The organism is Zhongshania borealis (assembly GCF_039539625.1).
Classification (GTDB): domain Bacteria; phylum Pseudomonadota; class Gammaproteobacteria; order Pseudomonadales; family Spongiibacteraceae; genus Spongiibacter; species Spongiibacter borealis.
The window spans coordinates 1-15461 of record NZ_BAABDM010000012.1 but is presented as its reverse complement, the minus strand read 5'-3'; the positions used below and the strand labels follow the sequence as shown (position 1 = coordinate 15461).

Sequence of the window (15461 nt, the reverse complement as noted above, 5' to 3'; positions counted from 1 at the left end):
TTGGTCTAGTTTACAGCTGAATTAAGCTGGGGCTTACATAAACACATCGCCGGGGTGAAAGACACCAATAAAGCGGCGCGCCTCGCTGTAAAGCAGAGCCGTGCCGCTGTGCCCTTGTTATAGCAGTTGTGCGATATTGTCTGGCGTGAAGGGTTTTAATGTGTCGAGTTGACCATTTTTGATCTTGTTTACCCAGTCAGCGTTTGCCAAAAGAGCGCGACCAATCGCGATTAAGTCGAATTCATGGCTATTCATTTTTTCAAGCAACTTATCGATATTAACAACGTCGGCACCTTCGCCGCGAAACGAAGAAAGAAACTCTTGGTCGAGCCCAACGCTGCCAACACTAATTGTTGGCTTACCGGTAATTTTCTTGGTCCAGCCAGCCAGGTTCATGTCCGAACCTTCAAATTCCGGTTCCCAAAATCGACGTTGGCTGCAGTGGAAAATATCTACGCCGGCGTCACTCAAGGGCTGTAAAAATTCGGCTAATTCTTCAGGTGTATTGGTGAGGCGCGCGGTGTAGTCTTGCTGCTTCCATTGCGACCAGCGGAACACAATTGGAAAGCCTTCGCCGCAGCGCTCGCGCACGGCTTTTACAATCTCAATGGCAAACTGGCTGCGTGCTTTTAAGCTGCCGCCATATCGATCGGTGCGGACATTGGTGTCTGCCCAGAAAAACTGGTCGATCAAATACCCGTGGGCGCCGTGTATCTCCACACCATCAAAACCGATTTCTTTTGCATCAAACGCCGCTTGGGCGTAGTCGGCAACTAAGCCTTCAACTTCTTCGGTCGTTAGTGCCTCAAACACTTTCTTATCTTTCGATACCAGACCAGAGGGTGATGCTGTGGGTGCGTCAGGTACTGGGCCGGTGCCTGGGCGTCGGGTTGCGCCAATATGCCATATTTGCGGCATGATTTTGCCGCCAACAGAATGTACGGCATCAACGACTTTCTTCCAGCCTGCCAAGGCTTCTTCTCCAAAGAAAGACGGGTAGCTGGTGTTGTCGGTCGCTGCTGGGTGATTAATGAGAGTGCCTTCGGTAATGATTAAGCCAACACCGCCTTCGGCGCGTCGACGGTAATACTCGGCAACGTCATCAGTAGGAATACCATTGGGTGAAAACCCACGTGTCATTGGGGCCATCACGGTGCGGTTGGCGAGCTTAAGTTGACCTAGTTCAAAGGGGGTAAATAAAGCACTGGTGTTCATGTGGTACCTCAAAAAAGACAAATGATGCTTTCATTGCTAGGTGTTTAGTATACTTTTTCAAAAACAGAAGATAATCGGCTAATATTACGAAATACTTTTGCTGGATTTGCAACAATGGACAAGCTTAAGGCTATGTATCACCTGTGCTGTATCGCTGAGGCGGGGAGTTTTAGCGGAGCCGCAAAGGCCGCGAATGTGCCCGTGTCGGCGGTGTCGCGTAGTATTCAAGCGCTGGAATCGGAACTCGGGGCGGCGTTATTGAAGCGGAGTACGCGGCATGTGGCGCTCACCGAAATTGGCCGAATATATCTCAATGAATCCAAAGACATACTGGCTGCAATCGAGCGAGCCGAGGGCCGAGTCGGCAGTTATCAAAATGCACCTTCCGGTGTGCTGCGCATCAGCGCGCTGCCGCACTATGGTGAATTTAGGATGCTGCCACTCCTGCAAGAATTCCAGTCGCGCTACCCGCAAATCGTCATCGACCTTGAGTTGTCTAATCGACCCGCCGACCTCCAGCGTGACGGCATCGACATTGCCATTCGTGGCGGCAGTGAACCGGATGGTCGGGTGATTGCTCAGCGCCTAGAAGATAATACTCATCGGCTTTGTGCCTCCGCGTCTTATATTGCTCAGTATGGCATGCCGCAAACCATTGCCGAGCTTAGTCATCACCGCGCACTGCTGTACCGCAGCCCGTCACAGATATTGCATTGGCACGTGGAACGTCAGGGGACATGGCAACGTGTTGATATTAGTACCGCACAAATTAGTAATAGCTTTCGGGTTATTCGTCAGGCCTTACTAACCGACCAGGGGGTAGCAATGCTGCCGAGCTGGAGTGTTGAAGAAGAAATTGCCGACGGACGGCTGTGCTGGGTGCCTCTGCCAGAAATTTTGTCGATCGCGGCTAGCCATCCGGCCAGTAGTGTGTACATGTTGTATCAACAGCCGCAGTACACGGTTCCTAAAATCAAAGTCGCTGTCGACTTTTTCAAAAAATACCTCTCCTAATGCGGTATCGTTGTCCTAGTAAGTCAAGCTTACGGATTGGAGAGGGCCTTGGCCCTAAGTATCGACTAAGCCCTTATGCTTTTGATTAGCAGCGGTCCTGCTGCACTTGTTTGAAGCCGGCTTTATGTGACGAAGCTACGTTCATATAGGGCATTGTAGCGTGCATGCTTTTCTAACTTTGCTCAGCAGGTATACTCAGAAAAACTATTTTGCCTTACGCGCGAAGGAATTTCGCCTTTGCTGTGTTTAAACATGAATATGGATTTTCTCTGCTGAGCGAGGACGGTGACTTCAGCGCTGCAGCAATTGCATTGGTTTTAATATGAATAATTCCCCGCGTTTGAGTCGTACCCAGAAAACTGCTTTTGGGGTGGTGTTATTGCTGCTGTTTGTGGTCGGCATTTGGTATTTGCTCGGGCGTACGCCGCCAGCGCCGGAGCCAGTGATGCGGCGCGGCTGGGGTGGTCAAACCACATCGGTGCGAGTGGTTCCAGTAGAAATGGGCGGCTTAAATGTTCAAGTTCGCTCCATCGGCACAGTGACACCGCTCAATACGGTTATTGTCCGCAGTCGGGTTGGCGGGGTGTTAAACCGCATTGCGTTCACTGAGGGTACTGAAGTACAAAAAGGCGATCTACTGGCTGAGATCGATCCCCTGCCATACAAAGCCCAGCTTGATCAAGCTCAGGGACAGCTGCAGCAAAATCAAGCGCAGCTTGCCAATGCTGAAGCGGATTTAAAATTATACCAAGGGCTTTATGCCGAAGACTCTATTGCCCGCCAACAACTCGACAGTCAAGCGGCCTTGGTGCGGGAATTACAGGGCGCCCGCAAAAGTCAGCAGGCCCAAGTCGACGATGCGCGCTTGCAGCTGTCGTGGACGCGTATTGTAGCGCCGATCTCTGGGCGTCTCGGTTTACGACGGGTTGATGCGGGTAATCTTATTACTGCAAACGACAGTGAGGGTTTGGTTACCATCACTCAGACCAAGCCTATTGCAGTGATCTTTACTGTGCCAGAGGTCGAAGTACCTGCTCTTTTAACGGCATTTAATAGCGGCAAGCCACTGCAGGTTGAGGCCTTGAATCGCAATGAGCAAACCGTTATTGCCACCGGAAAATTACTGACTTTCGACAATCAAATCGACACCGCCACCGGTACATTGCGCGCCAAGGCCGCATTTGAAAACATTGATAACTCGCTATTCCCAAATCAGTTCGTCAATGTACGGCTGCGGCTAGACAGTATTGATGATGCCTTAACCATTCCCGCCGACGCCGTTCAACACGGTTCGCAAGGCAGCTATGTTTACGTGGTTGAAAACGGCAAAGCCTATACTCGCGAAGTGACAACCGGCATTGTCGATGGTGATCGTGTTGCCATTACGTCAGGCTTGCAGTCAGGTGAACGGGTAGTCTTGGAAGGTTTGGATCGTTTGCGTGATGGTCGTAGCGTTATCGTTGAGGGTGATGCGTCCCCTGAGTTTGATCAAGCTCCGCGCTCACTCGATGCACCAAAAGGTGAGCGCCGGGAGGGCGGTCCACGCGAGGGTAAGGACATGCGCGAAGGCGGGGCCAATGGCGCGGATGGTCATCGGCCTGACCGCAATGGCGCCACTGCGCCACCACGTGAAAATTAGGCGCGCTGATGAATAGTATTTCACGCCCCTTTATTCTGCGGCCGGTGGCGACCTCGCTATTAATGTTTGCGCTGTTAGCCGCGGGGATTTTATCGTGGCGACTCTTACCGGTGGCGGCACTGCCTCAGGTGGAATACCCCATTATTCAAGTATTCACCTTTCACCCCGGCGCTGGGCCAGATGTGACCGCACGCACGATCACGGCACCTTTGGAGAGACGGCTGGGGCAGATTCCCGGTTTAAAACAAATGGCGTCCACCAGTTCAGGTGGCGCCTCGGTCATCACCCTACAGTTCGCCTTAGAGGTCGATTTGGGGGTGGCCGAGCAAGAGGTGCAGGCTGCATTGAATGCTGCTGATAGCTTGCTGCCCAATGATCTTCCCACCCCGCCAATATACCGCAAAGTGAATCCCGCCGACGCACCAATTATGACCTTGGCGATCAGCTCGGGCAGCTTAGCGTTGCCGGAGGTTCACGATTTAGTCGACACCCGCATGGCACAGAAATTGGCCCAGTTGCAGGGCGTAGGACTCGTGAGCTTGGCGGGCGGTCAGCGCCCAGCGCTGCGTATTCAAGTTAACCCCACAGCAATTACTGCTTATGGTTTGAGCTTGAATGCAATTCGTTCGGTGATTACGGCGACTAATGTCAATCAACCTAAGGGGAGCTTTGACGGCCCAAATCGCACGACCTTACTCGATGCCAACGATCAGATTCGCTCGGTAAAGGATTACGAAAAGCTGATTATCGCCTACCAAGATGGTGCGCCACTGCGTTTGGGTGATGTGGCAAAAATCAGTGATGGTGCAGAAGATCGATTCCTGGCGGCTTGGGCCAATAGCCAAGCAGCGGTGCTGCTGAATATTCAAAAGCAACCGGGTGCGAATGTCATAGAAGTCGCTGACCGAGTGCGGGCTTTATTGCCGCAGCTTTCTGCAACCATGCCAACGGCGGTGGATGTTACTGTGCTGAGTGACCGCACTGATAGTATTCGCGCCTCGGTGAAAGACGTGCAAAAGGAACTGCTGTTCGCGATCGGTTTGGTGGTCTTGGTGACCTTTGCCTTTTTACGCAGTGTGCCTGCCACCATTATTCCCAGCGTCGCGGTGCCGCTTTCTTTGGTTGGTACCTTTGCGTTTATGTATTTAGCCGAGTTCTCAATTAACAATTTAAGTCTTATGGCCTTGACCATCGCCACTGGCTTTGTAGTCGACGATGCCATCGTGATGTTGGAGAACATTGCGCGCCACCGCGAGAACGGTGATACACCGCTAGTGGCCGCCCTAAAGGGCGCTAAGGAAATTGGCTTTACCTTAATCTCTTTAACATTGTCGCTTATCGCAGTATTGATACCGCTGCTATTTATGGCCGATGTGGTTGGCCGCATGTTCCATGAATTTGCGGTGACCTTGGCGGTCGCTATCGGCATTTCGCTGGTGGTGTCGTTGACCTTAACACCCATGATGTGTGCGCGAATGTTACGCCAGCCACTGCACACAGAAGAGCAGGGTACCGGGACAATGGATCGCATTATCGCCCGTTATGGCGAAATGTTGGATTGGGTTTTGGCTCGTCAGCCTGCGGCAATGCTGGCCATGTTGGCCACAATTGTAGTCACGGTGTTGCTTTATTTTGCCGTAGATAAAGATTTTTTTCCGGTGCAGGACAGTGGGGTAATTCAGCTTGTTACCGAGGCGCCGCAAAGTTCCTCTTTTACGGCGATGTCTCGTCGCCAGCAGGCATTGGCGGCTGCGCTTTTAGAAGATCCTGGTGTGTCGAGCCTGTCTTCTTTTATTGGCGTAGACGGCAGTAATACCTCTTTAAATAGTGGCCGCATGTTTATCAATTTGCCCGCCCATCATTTACGTAGCGAATCGGTGTTTGAGGTGATGACGCGGTTGCGAGAGCGAGCCGAGGCCGTGCCGGGAATCGAGGCCTGGTTTCAACCAGTGCAAGAGCTGAGTATCGAAGATCAAATCAGTCGCACCCAGTATCGCTTCACCCTAACGGCTGCTAGCACCGCTGAACTTGGCGAATGGGTGCCGAAGCTGATGGCGGTATTACAACAGCGTCCAGAGCTAGAGGATGTTGCCAGCGACTTGCAGCAACAAGGCGAAGAGGCCTATATCAATATTGATCGCGATGCGGCGGCGCGACTAGGCGTGAGTGTGTCTGCTATTGCCGACACGCTGCAAAACGCTTATGGCCAGCGCCAAATTGCGACCCTGTTCACTCAGTCGAATCAGTACCGTGTGGTTTTGGAGGTTGATCCTTTGCAAAGCAGTGGTTTGGCAGCGCTAAAAAGTTTGTATGTGCCGACGGCTTCGGGCGTGCCGGCACCGCTGAGCAGCGTGGCAAGTATAGAGCAGCGCAAAGCGGCCTTAGTGATTAACCATCAGGGCCAATTTCCCGCCGCGACGCTATCGTTCAATTTGGCCAAGGGTGCATCACTGGGGGAGGCTGTAAAGGCGATCGAAGCAGCGCAGTTAGCGATTGATTTGCCGCTGGGCATAGAGAGTCGTTTTCAGGGGGCCGCTGAGGCATTTCGAGCCTCGCTGGCCAATACCTTGTGGTTGGTGTTGGCGGCGGTGGCGACAATGTACGTGGTGTTAGGTGTGTTATATGAAAGCACGATTCACCCCATCACCATACTTTCAACTTTGCCTTCTGCGACAGTCGGCGCGCTGTTAGCGCTGCTTATTACCGGTAGGTCACTGGATATGGTGGCGGTCATCGGTGTGGTATTGCTGATTGGTTTGGTTAAAAAAAATGGCATCATGATGGTGGACTTTGCCTTAGATGCTCAGCGCAACCACGGTATGAACCCGCGCGAGGCAATCCATCGTGCGGCACTAATGCGGTTTCGACCAATATTAATGACTACTTTGGCAGCGTTGTTTGGCGCCTTGCCGCTGATGTTGGCCGGAGGCTCCGGCGCTGAATTGCGGCAGCCGCTGGGCTTGGTTATGGTCGGCGGCTTATTGGTGAGCCAGGTCTTAACCCTGTTTACCACGCCGGTGGTATATTTATTTTTTGACCGCTTTCGTGGGACGGAATACAGCGAAACAGATATTGCGCTAGACGATGGCACTGTCGCTTCAGGTAGTCAAAAGTGAATTTGTCGCGGCCTTTTATCTACCGACCAGTGGCGACGGGCTTGCTGTCTGTGGCCCTAATTTTAGTGGGCCTGTTGGCGTGGCGCTTGTTACCAGTGGCGCCGCTACCCCAAGTAGATTTTCCGGTGATTCGCGTTAGCGCGAGTTTACCCGGCGCTAGCCCAGAAAGTATGGCGGCTACGGTAGCAACGCCGCTTGAGCGGGCGTTGGGCAGTATCAGTGGTATTGCCGCGATTTCATCGGTGAGCAACCAAGGGTCAGCGCAGGTGGTATTGACCTTTGATCTCGATCGCAATATTGATGAGGCTGCGCGAGACGTTCAAGCAGCAATTAATGTAGTGCGTGGTGAATTGCCTGCGGGTATGCCGGGCAACCCAGAGTACCGCAAAATTGACCCTTCCCAAGCGCCCATTATGGGATTGGCGCTAAGCTCAAACAATTTGTCGCCAAGTAAGCTCTACGATGCGGCCTCCACTATTCTTGCGCAGCGATTGGCGCAGATTGTTGGTGTTGGTGAAGTCGGGGTGAGTGGGGCATCTCTGCCTGCTGTTCGGGTGCAGCTCGACCCTGGTGCCTTATTGCATCGAGGCATTGCGCTGGACGAAGTTCGCAGCGCCATCAGTCAAGCCAATAATGCCTTGCGACCACTCGGTGTTATCGAGGATAGCCAACATCGCTGGCGGGTGAGCACGAATGATCCTTTGCGCAAGGCCAGTGAATACCGTGATTTGGTGATTCGTTACAGTGACGGCGCGGTGGTGCGCTTGGGCGACGTGGCGGAGGTTTTTGAGTCGGTAGAAGACCGCTACAGTAGTGGTTTTCACAATGACCGCCCCGCCGTTATGCTGATGATCAGTCGTCAAGGTGGCGCTAATATTGTTGAAACTATAGACGCGATTTACGAGGAATTACCCCGGCTACGTGCCCTGATGCCCGCCGACAGTGAGTTGGCCGTGATCATGGATCGCTCGCCAGTTATTCGTGCCACCCTCAGCGAAGCACAGTTGAGCTTGTTGATCTCTGTGATCTTGGTCCTGCTGGTGGTGTGGTTGTTCTTGGGGAGTTTGCGCACTGCATTAATCCCCGCTATCGCCATACCGGTCTCGTTGATCGGTGCTTTTGTGGCAATGTATTTTTACGGTTTCTCTTTAAATAATTTATCACTTATGGCGCTCGTAGTAGCCTGCGGTTTAGTGGTCGACGATGCCATTGTGGTACTTGAGAATATTGAACGTCATATTGAAGCGGGTTTGTCACCACTGCAGGCATCATTGGTAGGGGCCAAGGAAGTTGGCTTTACCCTGCTGGCGATGAATTTAGCTTTAGTTGTGGTGTTTGTGTCGATACTGTTTATGGGGGGGGTGGTTGAGCGTTTATTCCGCGAATTTTCCATTACCTTAGCTGCGGCAATGCTTATTTCCTTGCTGGTGTCACTCACTCTCACACCGAGCTTATGTGCGCGCTGGTTGCGATCACGCACAACAATCAGTAACAGAGAAAGCGTTGTTGCGAGATTTGAAACTACCCTGGCGGCTTACAGTCATGAAATGTTTGAATCGCTAAAAAATGGCTACATACGCAGCCTAGACTGGGCGCTGCGGCACGGCATCGTGGTTATGTTGGTATTGGCTGGAGTGATTGCCTGTAATGCTTATTTGTATATCGCATTGCCAAAAACGACCTTACCCCAGCAAGACACCGGGCAGGTGCGCGGCTTTGTACGCGGTGATGACGGTTTTTCTTTTCAATTGATGCAGCCCAAAATTGAAGTGTTTCGGCAGTATATTCTTGCCGATCCCGCCGTTGCTGATGTCACTGGGACCAGCAGTTTGACCAATGCCCACATCACATTGAATTTAAAACCGCTGTCGGAGCGAGGTGTGTCTGCGCAGGCGGTAGTCGATCGTTTGCGAACGAATGCCCCTAAAGTGCCCGGCGCGGTATTGCGTCTTATGGTGGATCAAGATATTCGCTTTGGCTCGCCATTTAGTGGCAATGAATATGAGCTTATTTTGCGATCAGACTCCCTAGAAGCGCTTGATAAATGGAGTCGTATCGCCGCCGAGGCCATGCAGAGTTTGCCTGAGCTGGTCGATGTGGATTCCATTGGCAATGAAGATGCGCGTCAGGTCACCCTTAATATTGATCGTGAGCTGGCGAAGCAGTATGGCGTGGATATGAGCACCGTCGCGTCGATGTTGAATAATGCGTTTTCTCAGCGCCAGGTTGCCACCTTATACGACGATATGAATCAGTATCGAGTCGTCATGGAGTTGGCCCCGGGCTATACCTCGCAGCCGGCGGTACTCAGTCAACTCAACGTGCTTACCAGCGATGGTGCCCGAGTGCCGCTGTCTACCTTTGCAACTTGGGACTATGGCATGGGTGAAGACCGCATTCGTCACGAAGGCCAGTTTGCCTCTGAAGGTATCGGTTATGGTCTTGCCCCGGGTGTGTCGGCCCTTGAGGCCGAAGCCGCCATTGCCGAGGCGTTAGATAAAATTATGTTGCCCACCTCGGTTCACGTTGCCCCGGATGGCGGTCGTCCAAGTTTTGGTGCGGACCTCAGCCAGCCTTGGTTGATACTGTGGGTGTTGCTGGCGGTGTATTTAGTCTTGGGGATTTTGTATGAAAGTACCTTGCACCCACTGACTATCTTGTCGACCCTGCCCTCGGCGGGCATCGGGGCTTTGCTGGCCTTGAAAACCAGCCAAACCCCATTAAGTTTAATTGCCTTATTGGGACTGTTTTTATTGATTGGCATTGTCATGAAAAATGCCATATTGATGATCGACTTTGCCCTGCAAGCGCAGCGCCGCGACGGTATGTCACCAGAGCAGGCCATTCGTGAGGCAGCTAGGCTGCGGCTGCGCGCCATACTAATGACAAATCTCGCCGGTCTTTTGGGCGCGGTGCCTCTGGCCATTGGTTTTGGCGAGGGCGCCGAATTGCGGCGGCCATTGGGCATTACTATTATTGGCGGCCTCGCTGTTAGCCAGTTGTTAACGCTGTATACCACTCCCCTTATTTATCTTTATTTAGAGCGGCTGCGGCAATACATGCTACGCGATAAATCACCTGCGCCAGTGGTCGAAAACAAGTGATATGAATTATATGAATCGAGCAAAAATAAATTATTTCTTTCTGTTGTCGCTGTTGTTTAGCGTGTCGGCGTGCATGGTCGGGCCTGACTACCAGCCGCCGGAGTCGATGGTGCCTGCAGAGTTTAAATACGATTCCGGCTGGCAAACCACTTCGCCGCAAAGTTGGGCCGCGCAGGGCGAGTGGTGGATGGCGTACAATGACCCCGATTTAAATTTATTGCTTAATCAGGCTGCGGAAGCTAATCAAACCTTGGCGCAAGCAGAGGCCCGTTTTCGAGCTGCCCAGAGCCAGTGGCGGTTGGCGCGGGGTGACTATAGCCCCCAGTTAGATTTGACTCTAAGTGGTGATCGCAGCGGTGGTGCCAGCACGCTCGGTAGCGAAAATTACAGCGCTCGCCTTGGCTTGAGTTGGGCACCGGATTTATGGGGACGTGTTCGTCGAAGCGTTCAAGCTAGTCATGCCAATTTGCAAAGCAGTGCTGCGAATATGGTGGCCGCGCGTTTAACAATTCAACTGGCTGTTGCCCAGAGTTATGTTCGGCTGCGGGCGCTGGATTTACAGCGCGATCTTCTTGAGCAAACGATGAAAACTTATGATCGCTCCACTCAGTTGACCCGCAATCAATATAAGGCCGGTATCGTCCCGCGTTCAGATGTGATTCAGGCCGAAACCCAGAGCCAGGCCTTAAAATCAGACCTTATCGATTTAGCCAGCCAGCGTGCTATTGAAGAAAATACCATCGCGGTGTTGCTCGGCAAAGCACCGGTCAATTTTGCTTTGGCGCCGGCACCAAGTTTGCCAGTTCTGCCGGAATTGCCGATCGCCCTGCCTTCGACACTTATTTCTAGGCGCCCCGATGTAGTTGCGGCTGAGCGGGAGTTGGCTGCCGCCAGCGCTGAAATAGGCGTGGCACAGGCGGCGTGGTTGCCAAGCTTCAGTATAAGCGCGGGTTACGGTGCAAACACGGCGAGGTTTAGCGACCTATTCGATGCACCAAATGCCGTTTGGTCCATAGGGCCATCGTTGGTGCAGACCTTGTTTGATGGTGGCGCACGGCGAGCGAGCAAGGCCATTGCTGTTGCGCTGTACGATGAGCAGCTCGCAGTCTATCGGCAGACCGTCTTGGACAGTTTAGCTGAGGTGGAAAATACGCTTGCGACATTAGCTTTGCTGGAGAAAAAAATTCAGCAGCAAGATATATTGCTGAAGCTGGCCGAAGAAAACGAACGCATTGTTAGCAACCGCTATAGATCGGGTTTAGTCAGTTATTTGGAAGTCGCTATTGCTCAGAATCAAACCCTCAGTACGCGCCGTACACGCCTTGCAACCATTGCTAGTCGTCTGCAGGCATCTCTGCAATTGGCAGCGGTAATCGGGGGTGGTTGGGATATTAAGGACCCTGTCGTGCAGTTAGTTATTGCCGATAAACGATTAGTTAGCGAAACAGAATAGTCGTGCGTTTACGGTTGGGCGGGGCGATGGTGTCTTGGGCTTATATATTGCCTGTGCGGTATTCAGCGTATGATAGCGTCGCTCAGTGGTCTATCGCTGACATTAATATATAGCTGATGGGTGTTTTAAAACCACCGCAAAGTCTATGTAATTAACACTCTCCCGCATAGGCATAGGTGCCGTTATGAATCGCAAAAAGAAAATGAATAAGGTACTCAACCAAAAGATAAAAAAGGCCAATGCCAAAAGCCAGCCAAATAATAAACCCCGTTATATCTCTAAGGCGGAGCGGGCTGCTGCCGCTGAGCGGGATGCGCCAGAGGTTTAAGCGCTGTATTTGGGTTGGCGCCGTCAATGCTGGGATGATTGGCGTTTTTTTGCTGGAGTTTTCAGGTGTTTGGGCTGTTAGTTTGGATTGTCTGTGGATCGCTGGGGCATTACGGCCGATTTAAAGGCGAGCTAAGTGGGATAAAATGATGAATATCCGCAGCTTATAGGTTTATTCCACAGTGATTTACTGGTAATAGGGGGTAGACAGCGTCTGAAATCTCTATATACTCAATCGCAGCTAGAAAGTTCGACCTATATTTATGTACACCATTTCGAAGTCCTGTCTGTAGTTTTCGTCCTGTACTTCATAAGTAATAGAATCACTTCCAGCCTAATCGATCTGATTTCAGATCAAAAATTACCTTTGAATATTTCAGGAATAAAATTATGTCTACTACTACTGGCACAGTAAAATGGTTCAACGAATCTAAAGGCTTTGGCTTCATCGAGCAAGAATCTGGCCCAGACGTTTTCGCTCACTTCAGCGCTATCTCTGGTTCAGGCTTCAAAACTTTGGTTGAAGGCCAGCGGGTTCAGTTCACTGTTACTCAGGGCCAGAAAGGTCCTCAGGCAGAGAACATCGTAGCACTGTAATTTGCTATGCGGCCGCGCCCTCGGGCAGCGGCCAGCTTCAAACCCTTGTGGATTGAATGCTAAAGGGGCAGGACCTACGGGTCTTGCCCTTTTTTCATTTCAGCAACACTATTTAACATCCGGTTCCATCGCGCCACCGCCGCGCATTTTTCTGGCGGTATTACAGGATACACATTGTGAGTCAGCTAGAATTTTCTACCCTTCCGCTTAACCCCTCGTTATTGCAAAACCTGAGCTCGCTCGGCTATACCGAGATGACCCCCATTCAGGCCAAGGCTTTGCCGCACACTTTGCACGGTAAAGACGTTATTGCACAGGGTAAAACCGGTTCGGGAAAAACCGCTGTCTTCGGTCTTACCCAGTTACAAAAATTAGATGTAAAAAAGTTTTATGTGCAGTCTTTGGTATTGTGCCCGACTCGTGAATTGGCCGATCAGGTTGCTAAAGAGCTGCGTAAGTTAGCGCGTACTATTCATAATATTAAGGTGTTAACGCTGTGTGGCGGCATGCCCTTTGGTCCGCAAGTTGGCTCCCTAGAACACGGCGCGCATATTGTGGTTGGTACCCCTGGTCGTATTGAAGAACATGTGCGCAAAGGCACGCTTAAATTAGATAATGTGAATACCCTTGTTTTAGATGAAGCAGACCGCATGTTGGAAATGGGTTTTCAAGATGCCCTCGATACCATCATCGGTTATATCCCTAAAGAGCGGCAAACCCTGTTGTTTAGCGCAACCTATCCTGACGAAATTCAGGATGTTGCCACCCGTATTATGCAGCGGCCGCTTTTGGTTAAAGTGGAGTCTACCCACGACAATGAAAGTATTGCGCAGCACTTTTTTAAAGTGGCAGACAATACTCAGCGTATTGTCGCGGTAAAACTGCTGCTACTGCGCTACCGTCCAGATTCCACGGTTATTTTTTGCAATACTCGCCATGAAACCCAGCAGGTGTGTGACGATCTTCGCGAAGCAGGTTTTAGTGTGCAGGCTTTACACGGCGATTTGGATCAAAAGATGCGGGATCAAACGCTAGTGCGCTTTGCCAATAAAAGCGTGTCAATTCTAGTGGCCACTGACGTTGCCGCCCGAGGCTTAGACATCGACGCCCTCGACGCGGTGATTAACTACCATATCGCCCGCGACGCTGAAGTGCATATTCACCGGATTGGCCGTACCGGCCGTGCTGGAGGTAAAGGTATTGCTTGTAGCCTGTATACCGAACGTGAAAGTGCCAAAATTGCCCGGATAGAAGAAATGCGCGGCAATAAAATTGTGCCGGAGGCGCTGCCCCAGGTGAATTATTTAGATAAGCCCACTTTCAAGCCGCCGATGGCTTGCCTGCAGATCGATGGCGGCAAAAAGCAAAAAATTCGCCCTGGCGATATTGTTGGTGCACTTACGGGTGCTGACGGCATAGCCGGCACCGACGTGGGTAAAATCCACGTATTCGACAATACCGCTTATGTGGCTGTGCGTAATGATGTGGCCGCTGACGCGCTGCGTAAGTTGAGCGAAGGCCAGCTCAAGGGTCGTAACTTTAGGGTGCGCCGTATTCGCGGCTAATTTTGTTGTAATCAGGCGGCCGCAGTCTCTGTACGGTCGCCTAAATAGCACCCTTGAGTCAGCCTTGCTATTTACTCGTCCCTTTAATGAATAAAATCCTCTTTAAAGTTCACCGCCTACTCGCTTTTTGGCTGTGTGTGCCACTCTTGTTGATTAGCCTTAGCGGCAGCGTATTGGTGTTTAAGCATGAGGTCGATGCGCTGCTGATGCCTGAGCTTGTTCGGCTTGCTCCGGGTAACGAGGTGTGGCGGTCTTTTGATGAATTGCTGAGTTCTTTCTACCAAACCTACCCTGACTATGAAGTCACTGGCTGGCAGATGTATGCGGATCCCGGTCGAGCCGACCTTGTTTATGTTATGGCGCGCGGCGGTAGTGAGTGGTCATCCCTGTTTTTTGATCAATACAGCGGTAGGGCTTTGTCGCCACCTACGTCGCCGAAATATTATGTAACTGATCTAGTTAGGGAGTTCCACTATACATTTTTGGCGGGCCACCTCGGTTTGCTGCTCGGCGCCGTTGTGGCGGTATTGCTGTGTCTGCAATCGCTTGTCGGCCTGATATTACATCGCAAATTTTGGAAGGTGCTGTTCACCTTGCGTTACCGGGCGCGGCCGATAATTTATCTCGGCGATATCCATAAATTACTCGGCGCGATTTCTGCGCCAGTATTATTGGTGCTTGGTTTTACCGGGGCATTTTGGAATATAAGTCAGTTACGTCATAGCGTGCAGAAACCGCCATCGACTGCCTATGTCGTTGGTGAGCGTTTATATAATCCGGCGCTGTCGATTGATGCGCTAGTCCAAGAGAGTCAGCTGCGTGTGGTGGGTTTGACGCCGAGCTTTATCTCGCTCCCGAGTAAACCTAGCTATAGCATTGGTATTTTCGGAGGGTCTACCGAACAGCATCGTCTCTATAGTAACTTTGCCAATACTGTTCGCTACAACGCGCGAACTGGGGGGTATGTCTCCATGCGTGATATTCGTGACTCCGACTCAGTGGATCAAATGAAAAACAGTTTCCGGCGTCTTCACTTCGGCGATTTTGCTGGGAATTGGAGTCGGGTAGTTTGGGCAATATTAGGTTTTAGCCCGGTGGTGTTAATTGCCTCGGGGTTGGCAATGTGGCGCCTGCGTCGGCCACAGCGGTTGCGGCAGGCTAAAAGAAGAGCGCTTCAGCGGCGCTAGGGGGTAATTCGCTTGCCACGCTGTGTTGCACGAGCTTTATTCTGCATGTGATTTGTTAGCAGTTGCGCCGTAAACCCTCGCCCCTATTCGGGCGGGGATATAAGGCGTCCAGGCGCCAGCCTGGTGGGGTTTCTTGTTGCTCGATGTACTGCCGAAGCACTTCTATAGGCGCTCCACCGGCAGAGCAGGCAAAATAGGATCGACTCCAAAGAGCAGAACTTTTCGATAACCTCCGCAAGTCAGG

Annotated in this window: 10 protein-coding genes and 1 pseudogene; 9 read left to right on the top strand and 2 right to left on the bottom strand. The window is 51.6% G+C overall.

Going from position 1 to position 15461, the window contains the following annotated elements:
- Positions 1 to 117 precede the first annotated feature (117 nt).
- A complete protein-coding gene (locus ABD836_RS18040) occupies positions 118 to 1215 on the bottom strand; it encodes an NADH:flavin oxidoreductase (RefSeq protein WP_344938683.1) in 1098 nt (365 codons plus the stop codon).
- Positions 1216 to 1329: 114 nt separating this feature from the next.
- On the opposite strand from ABD836_RS18040, the gene ABD836_RS18035 reads away from it, so the two are divergent.
- From ABD836_RS18035 to ABD836_RS17995, 9 genes are all read left to right on the top strand, one after another.
- Positions 1330 to 2229 (top strand): LysR family transcriptional regulator, encoded by a 900-nt coding sequence (locus ABD836_RS18035; RefSeq protein WP_344938681.1) that lies wholly within the window; start codon positions 1330 to 1332, stop codon positions 2227 to 2229.
- Positions 2230 to 2551: 322 nt separating this feature from the next.
- Positions 2552 to 3868 (top strand): efflux RND transporter periplasmic adaptor subunit, encoded by a 1317-nt coding sequence (locus ABD836_RS18030; RefSeq protein WP_344938679.1) that lies wholly within the window; start codon positions 2552 to 2554, stop codon positions 3866 to 3868.
- Between the two features lie 8 nt (positions 3869 to 3876).
- Positions 3877 to 6984, top strand: coding sequence for a multidrug efflux RND transporter permease subunit (locus tag ABD836_RS18025; RefSeq protein ID WP_344938677.1), 3108 nt, complete (start codon positions 3877 to 3879; stop codon positions 6982 to 6984).
- Entirely contained in the window at positions 6981 to 10088 is a 3108-nt protein-coding gene (locus ABD836_RS18020) for an efflux RND transporter permease subunit (RefSeq protein WP_344938675.1), read from the top strand. Before ABD836_RS18025 ends, ABD836_RS18020 begins: the two co-directional genes overlap by 4 nt.
- 10 nt (positions 10089 to 10098) lie before the next feature.
- A complete protein-coding gene (locus ABD836_RS18015; RefSeq protein ID WP_344938673.1) occupies positions 10099 to 11541 on the top strand; it encodes an efflux transporter outer membrane subunit in 1443 nt (480 codons plus the stop codon).
- A 184-nt stretch (positions 11542 to 11725) separates the two neighbouring features.
- Positions 11726 to 11869 (top strand): DUF2986 domain-containing protein, encoded by a 144-nt coding sequence (locus ABD836_RS18010; RefSeq protein WP_344938671.1) that lies wholly within the window; start codon positions 11726 to 11728, stop codon positions 11867 to 11869.
- 389 nt (positions 11870 to 12258) lie between these two features.
- Positions 12259 to 12465 (top strand): cold-shock protein, encoded by a 207-nt coding sequence (locus tag ABD836_RS18005; protein ID WP_008251819.1) that lies wholly within the window; start codon positions 12259 to 12261, stop codon positions 12463 to 12465.
- A gap of 173 nt (positions 12466 to 12638) precedes the next feature.
- A complete protein-coding gene (gene dbpA, locus ABD836_RS18000) occupies positions 12639 to 14030 on the top strand; it encodes an ATP-dependent RNA helicase DbpA (RefSeq protein WP_344938816.1) in 1392 nt (463 codons plus the stop codon).
- An 86-nt stretch (positions 14031 to 14116) separates the two neighbouring features.
- Entirely contained in the window at positions 14117 to 15217 is a 1101-nt protein-coding gene (locus ABD836_RS17995; protein WP_344938667.1) for a PepSY-associated TM helix domain-containing protein, read from the top strand.
- A gap of 124 nt (positions 15218 to 15341) precedes the next feature.
- On the opposite strand, the pseudogene ABD836_RS17990 reads toward ABD836_RS17995, so the two are convergent.
- Positions 15342 to 15461: pseudogene (locus tag ABD836_RS17990) on the bottom strand (transposase); the annotation flags it as partial.

What these genes read in the sequence shown, in the direction of transcription:
- ABD836_RS18040 (WP_344938683.1), bottom strand. Translation starts at nt 1,215, where the DNA reads ATGAACACCAGTGCTTTATTTACCCCCTTTGAACTAGGTCAACTTAAG.
- ABD836_RS18035 (WP_344938681.1), top strand. Translation starts at nt 1,330, where the DNA reads ATGGACAAGCTTAAGGCTATGTATCACCTGTGCTGTATCGCTGAGGCG.
- ABD836_RS18030 (WP_344938679.1), top strand. Translation starts at nt 2,552, where the DNA reads ATGAATAATTCCCCGCGTTTGAGTCGTACCCAGAAAACTGCTTTTGGG.
- ABD836_RS18025 (WP_344938677.1), top strand. Translation starts at nt 3,877, where the DNA reads ATGAATAGTATTTCACGCCCCTTTATTCTGCGGCCGGTGGCGACCTCG.
- ABD836_RS18015 (WP_344938673.1), top strand. Translation starts at nt 10,099, where the DNA reads ATGAATCGAGCAAAAATAAATTATTTCTTTCTGTTGTCGCTGTTGTTT.
- ABD836_RS18010 (WP_344938671.1), top strand. Translation starts at nt 11,726, where the DNA reads ATGAATCGCAAAAAGAAAATGAATAAGGTACTCAACCAAAAGATAAAA.
- ABD836_RS18005 (WP_008251819.1), top strand. Translation starts at nt 12,259, where the DNA reads ATGTCTACTACTACTGGCACAGTAAAATGGTTCAACGAATCTAAAGGC.
- ABD836_RS17995 (WP_344938667.1), top strand. Translation starts at nt 14,117, where the DNA reads ATGAATAAAATCCTCTTTAAAGTTCACCGCCTACTCGCTTTTTGGCTG.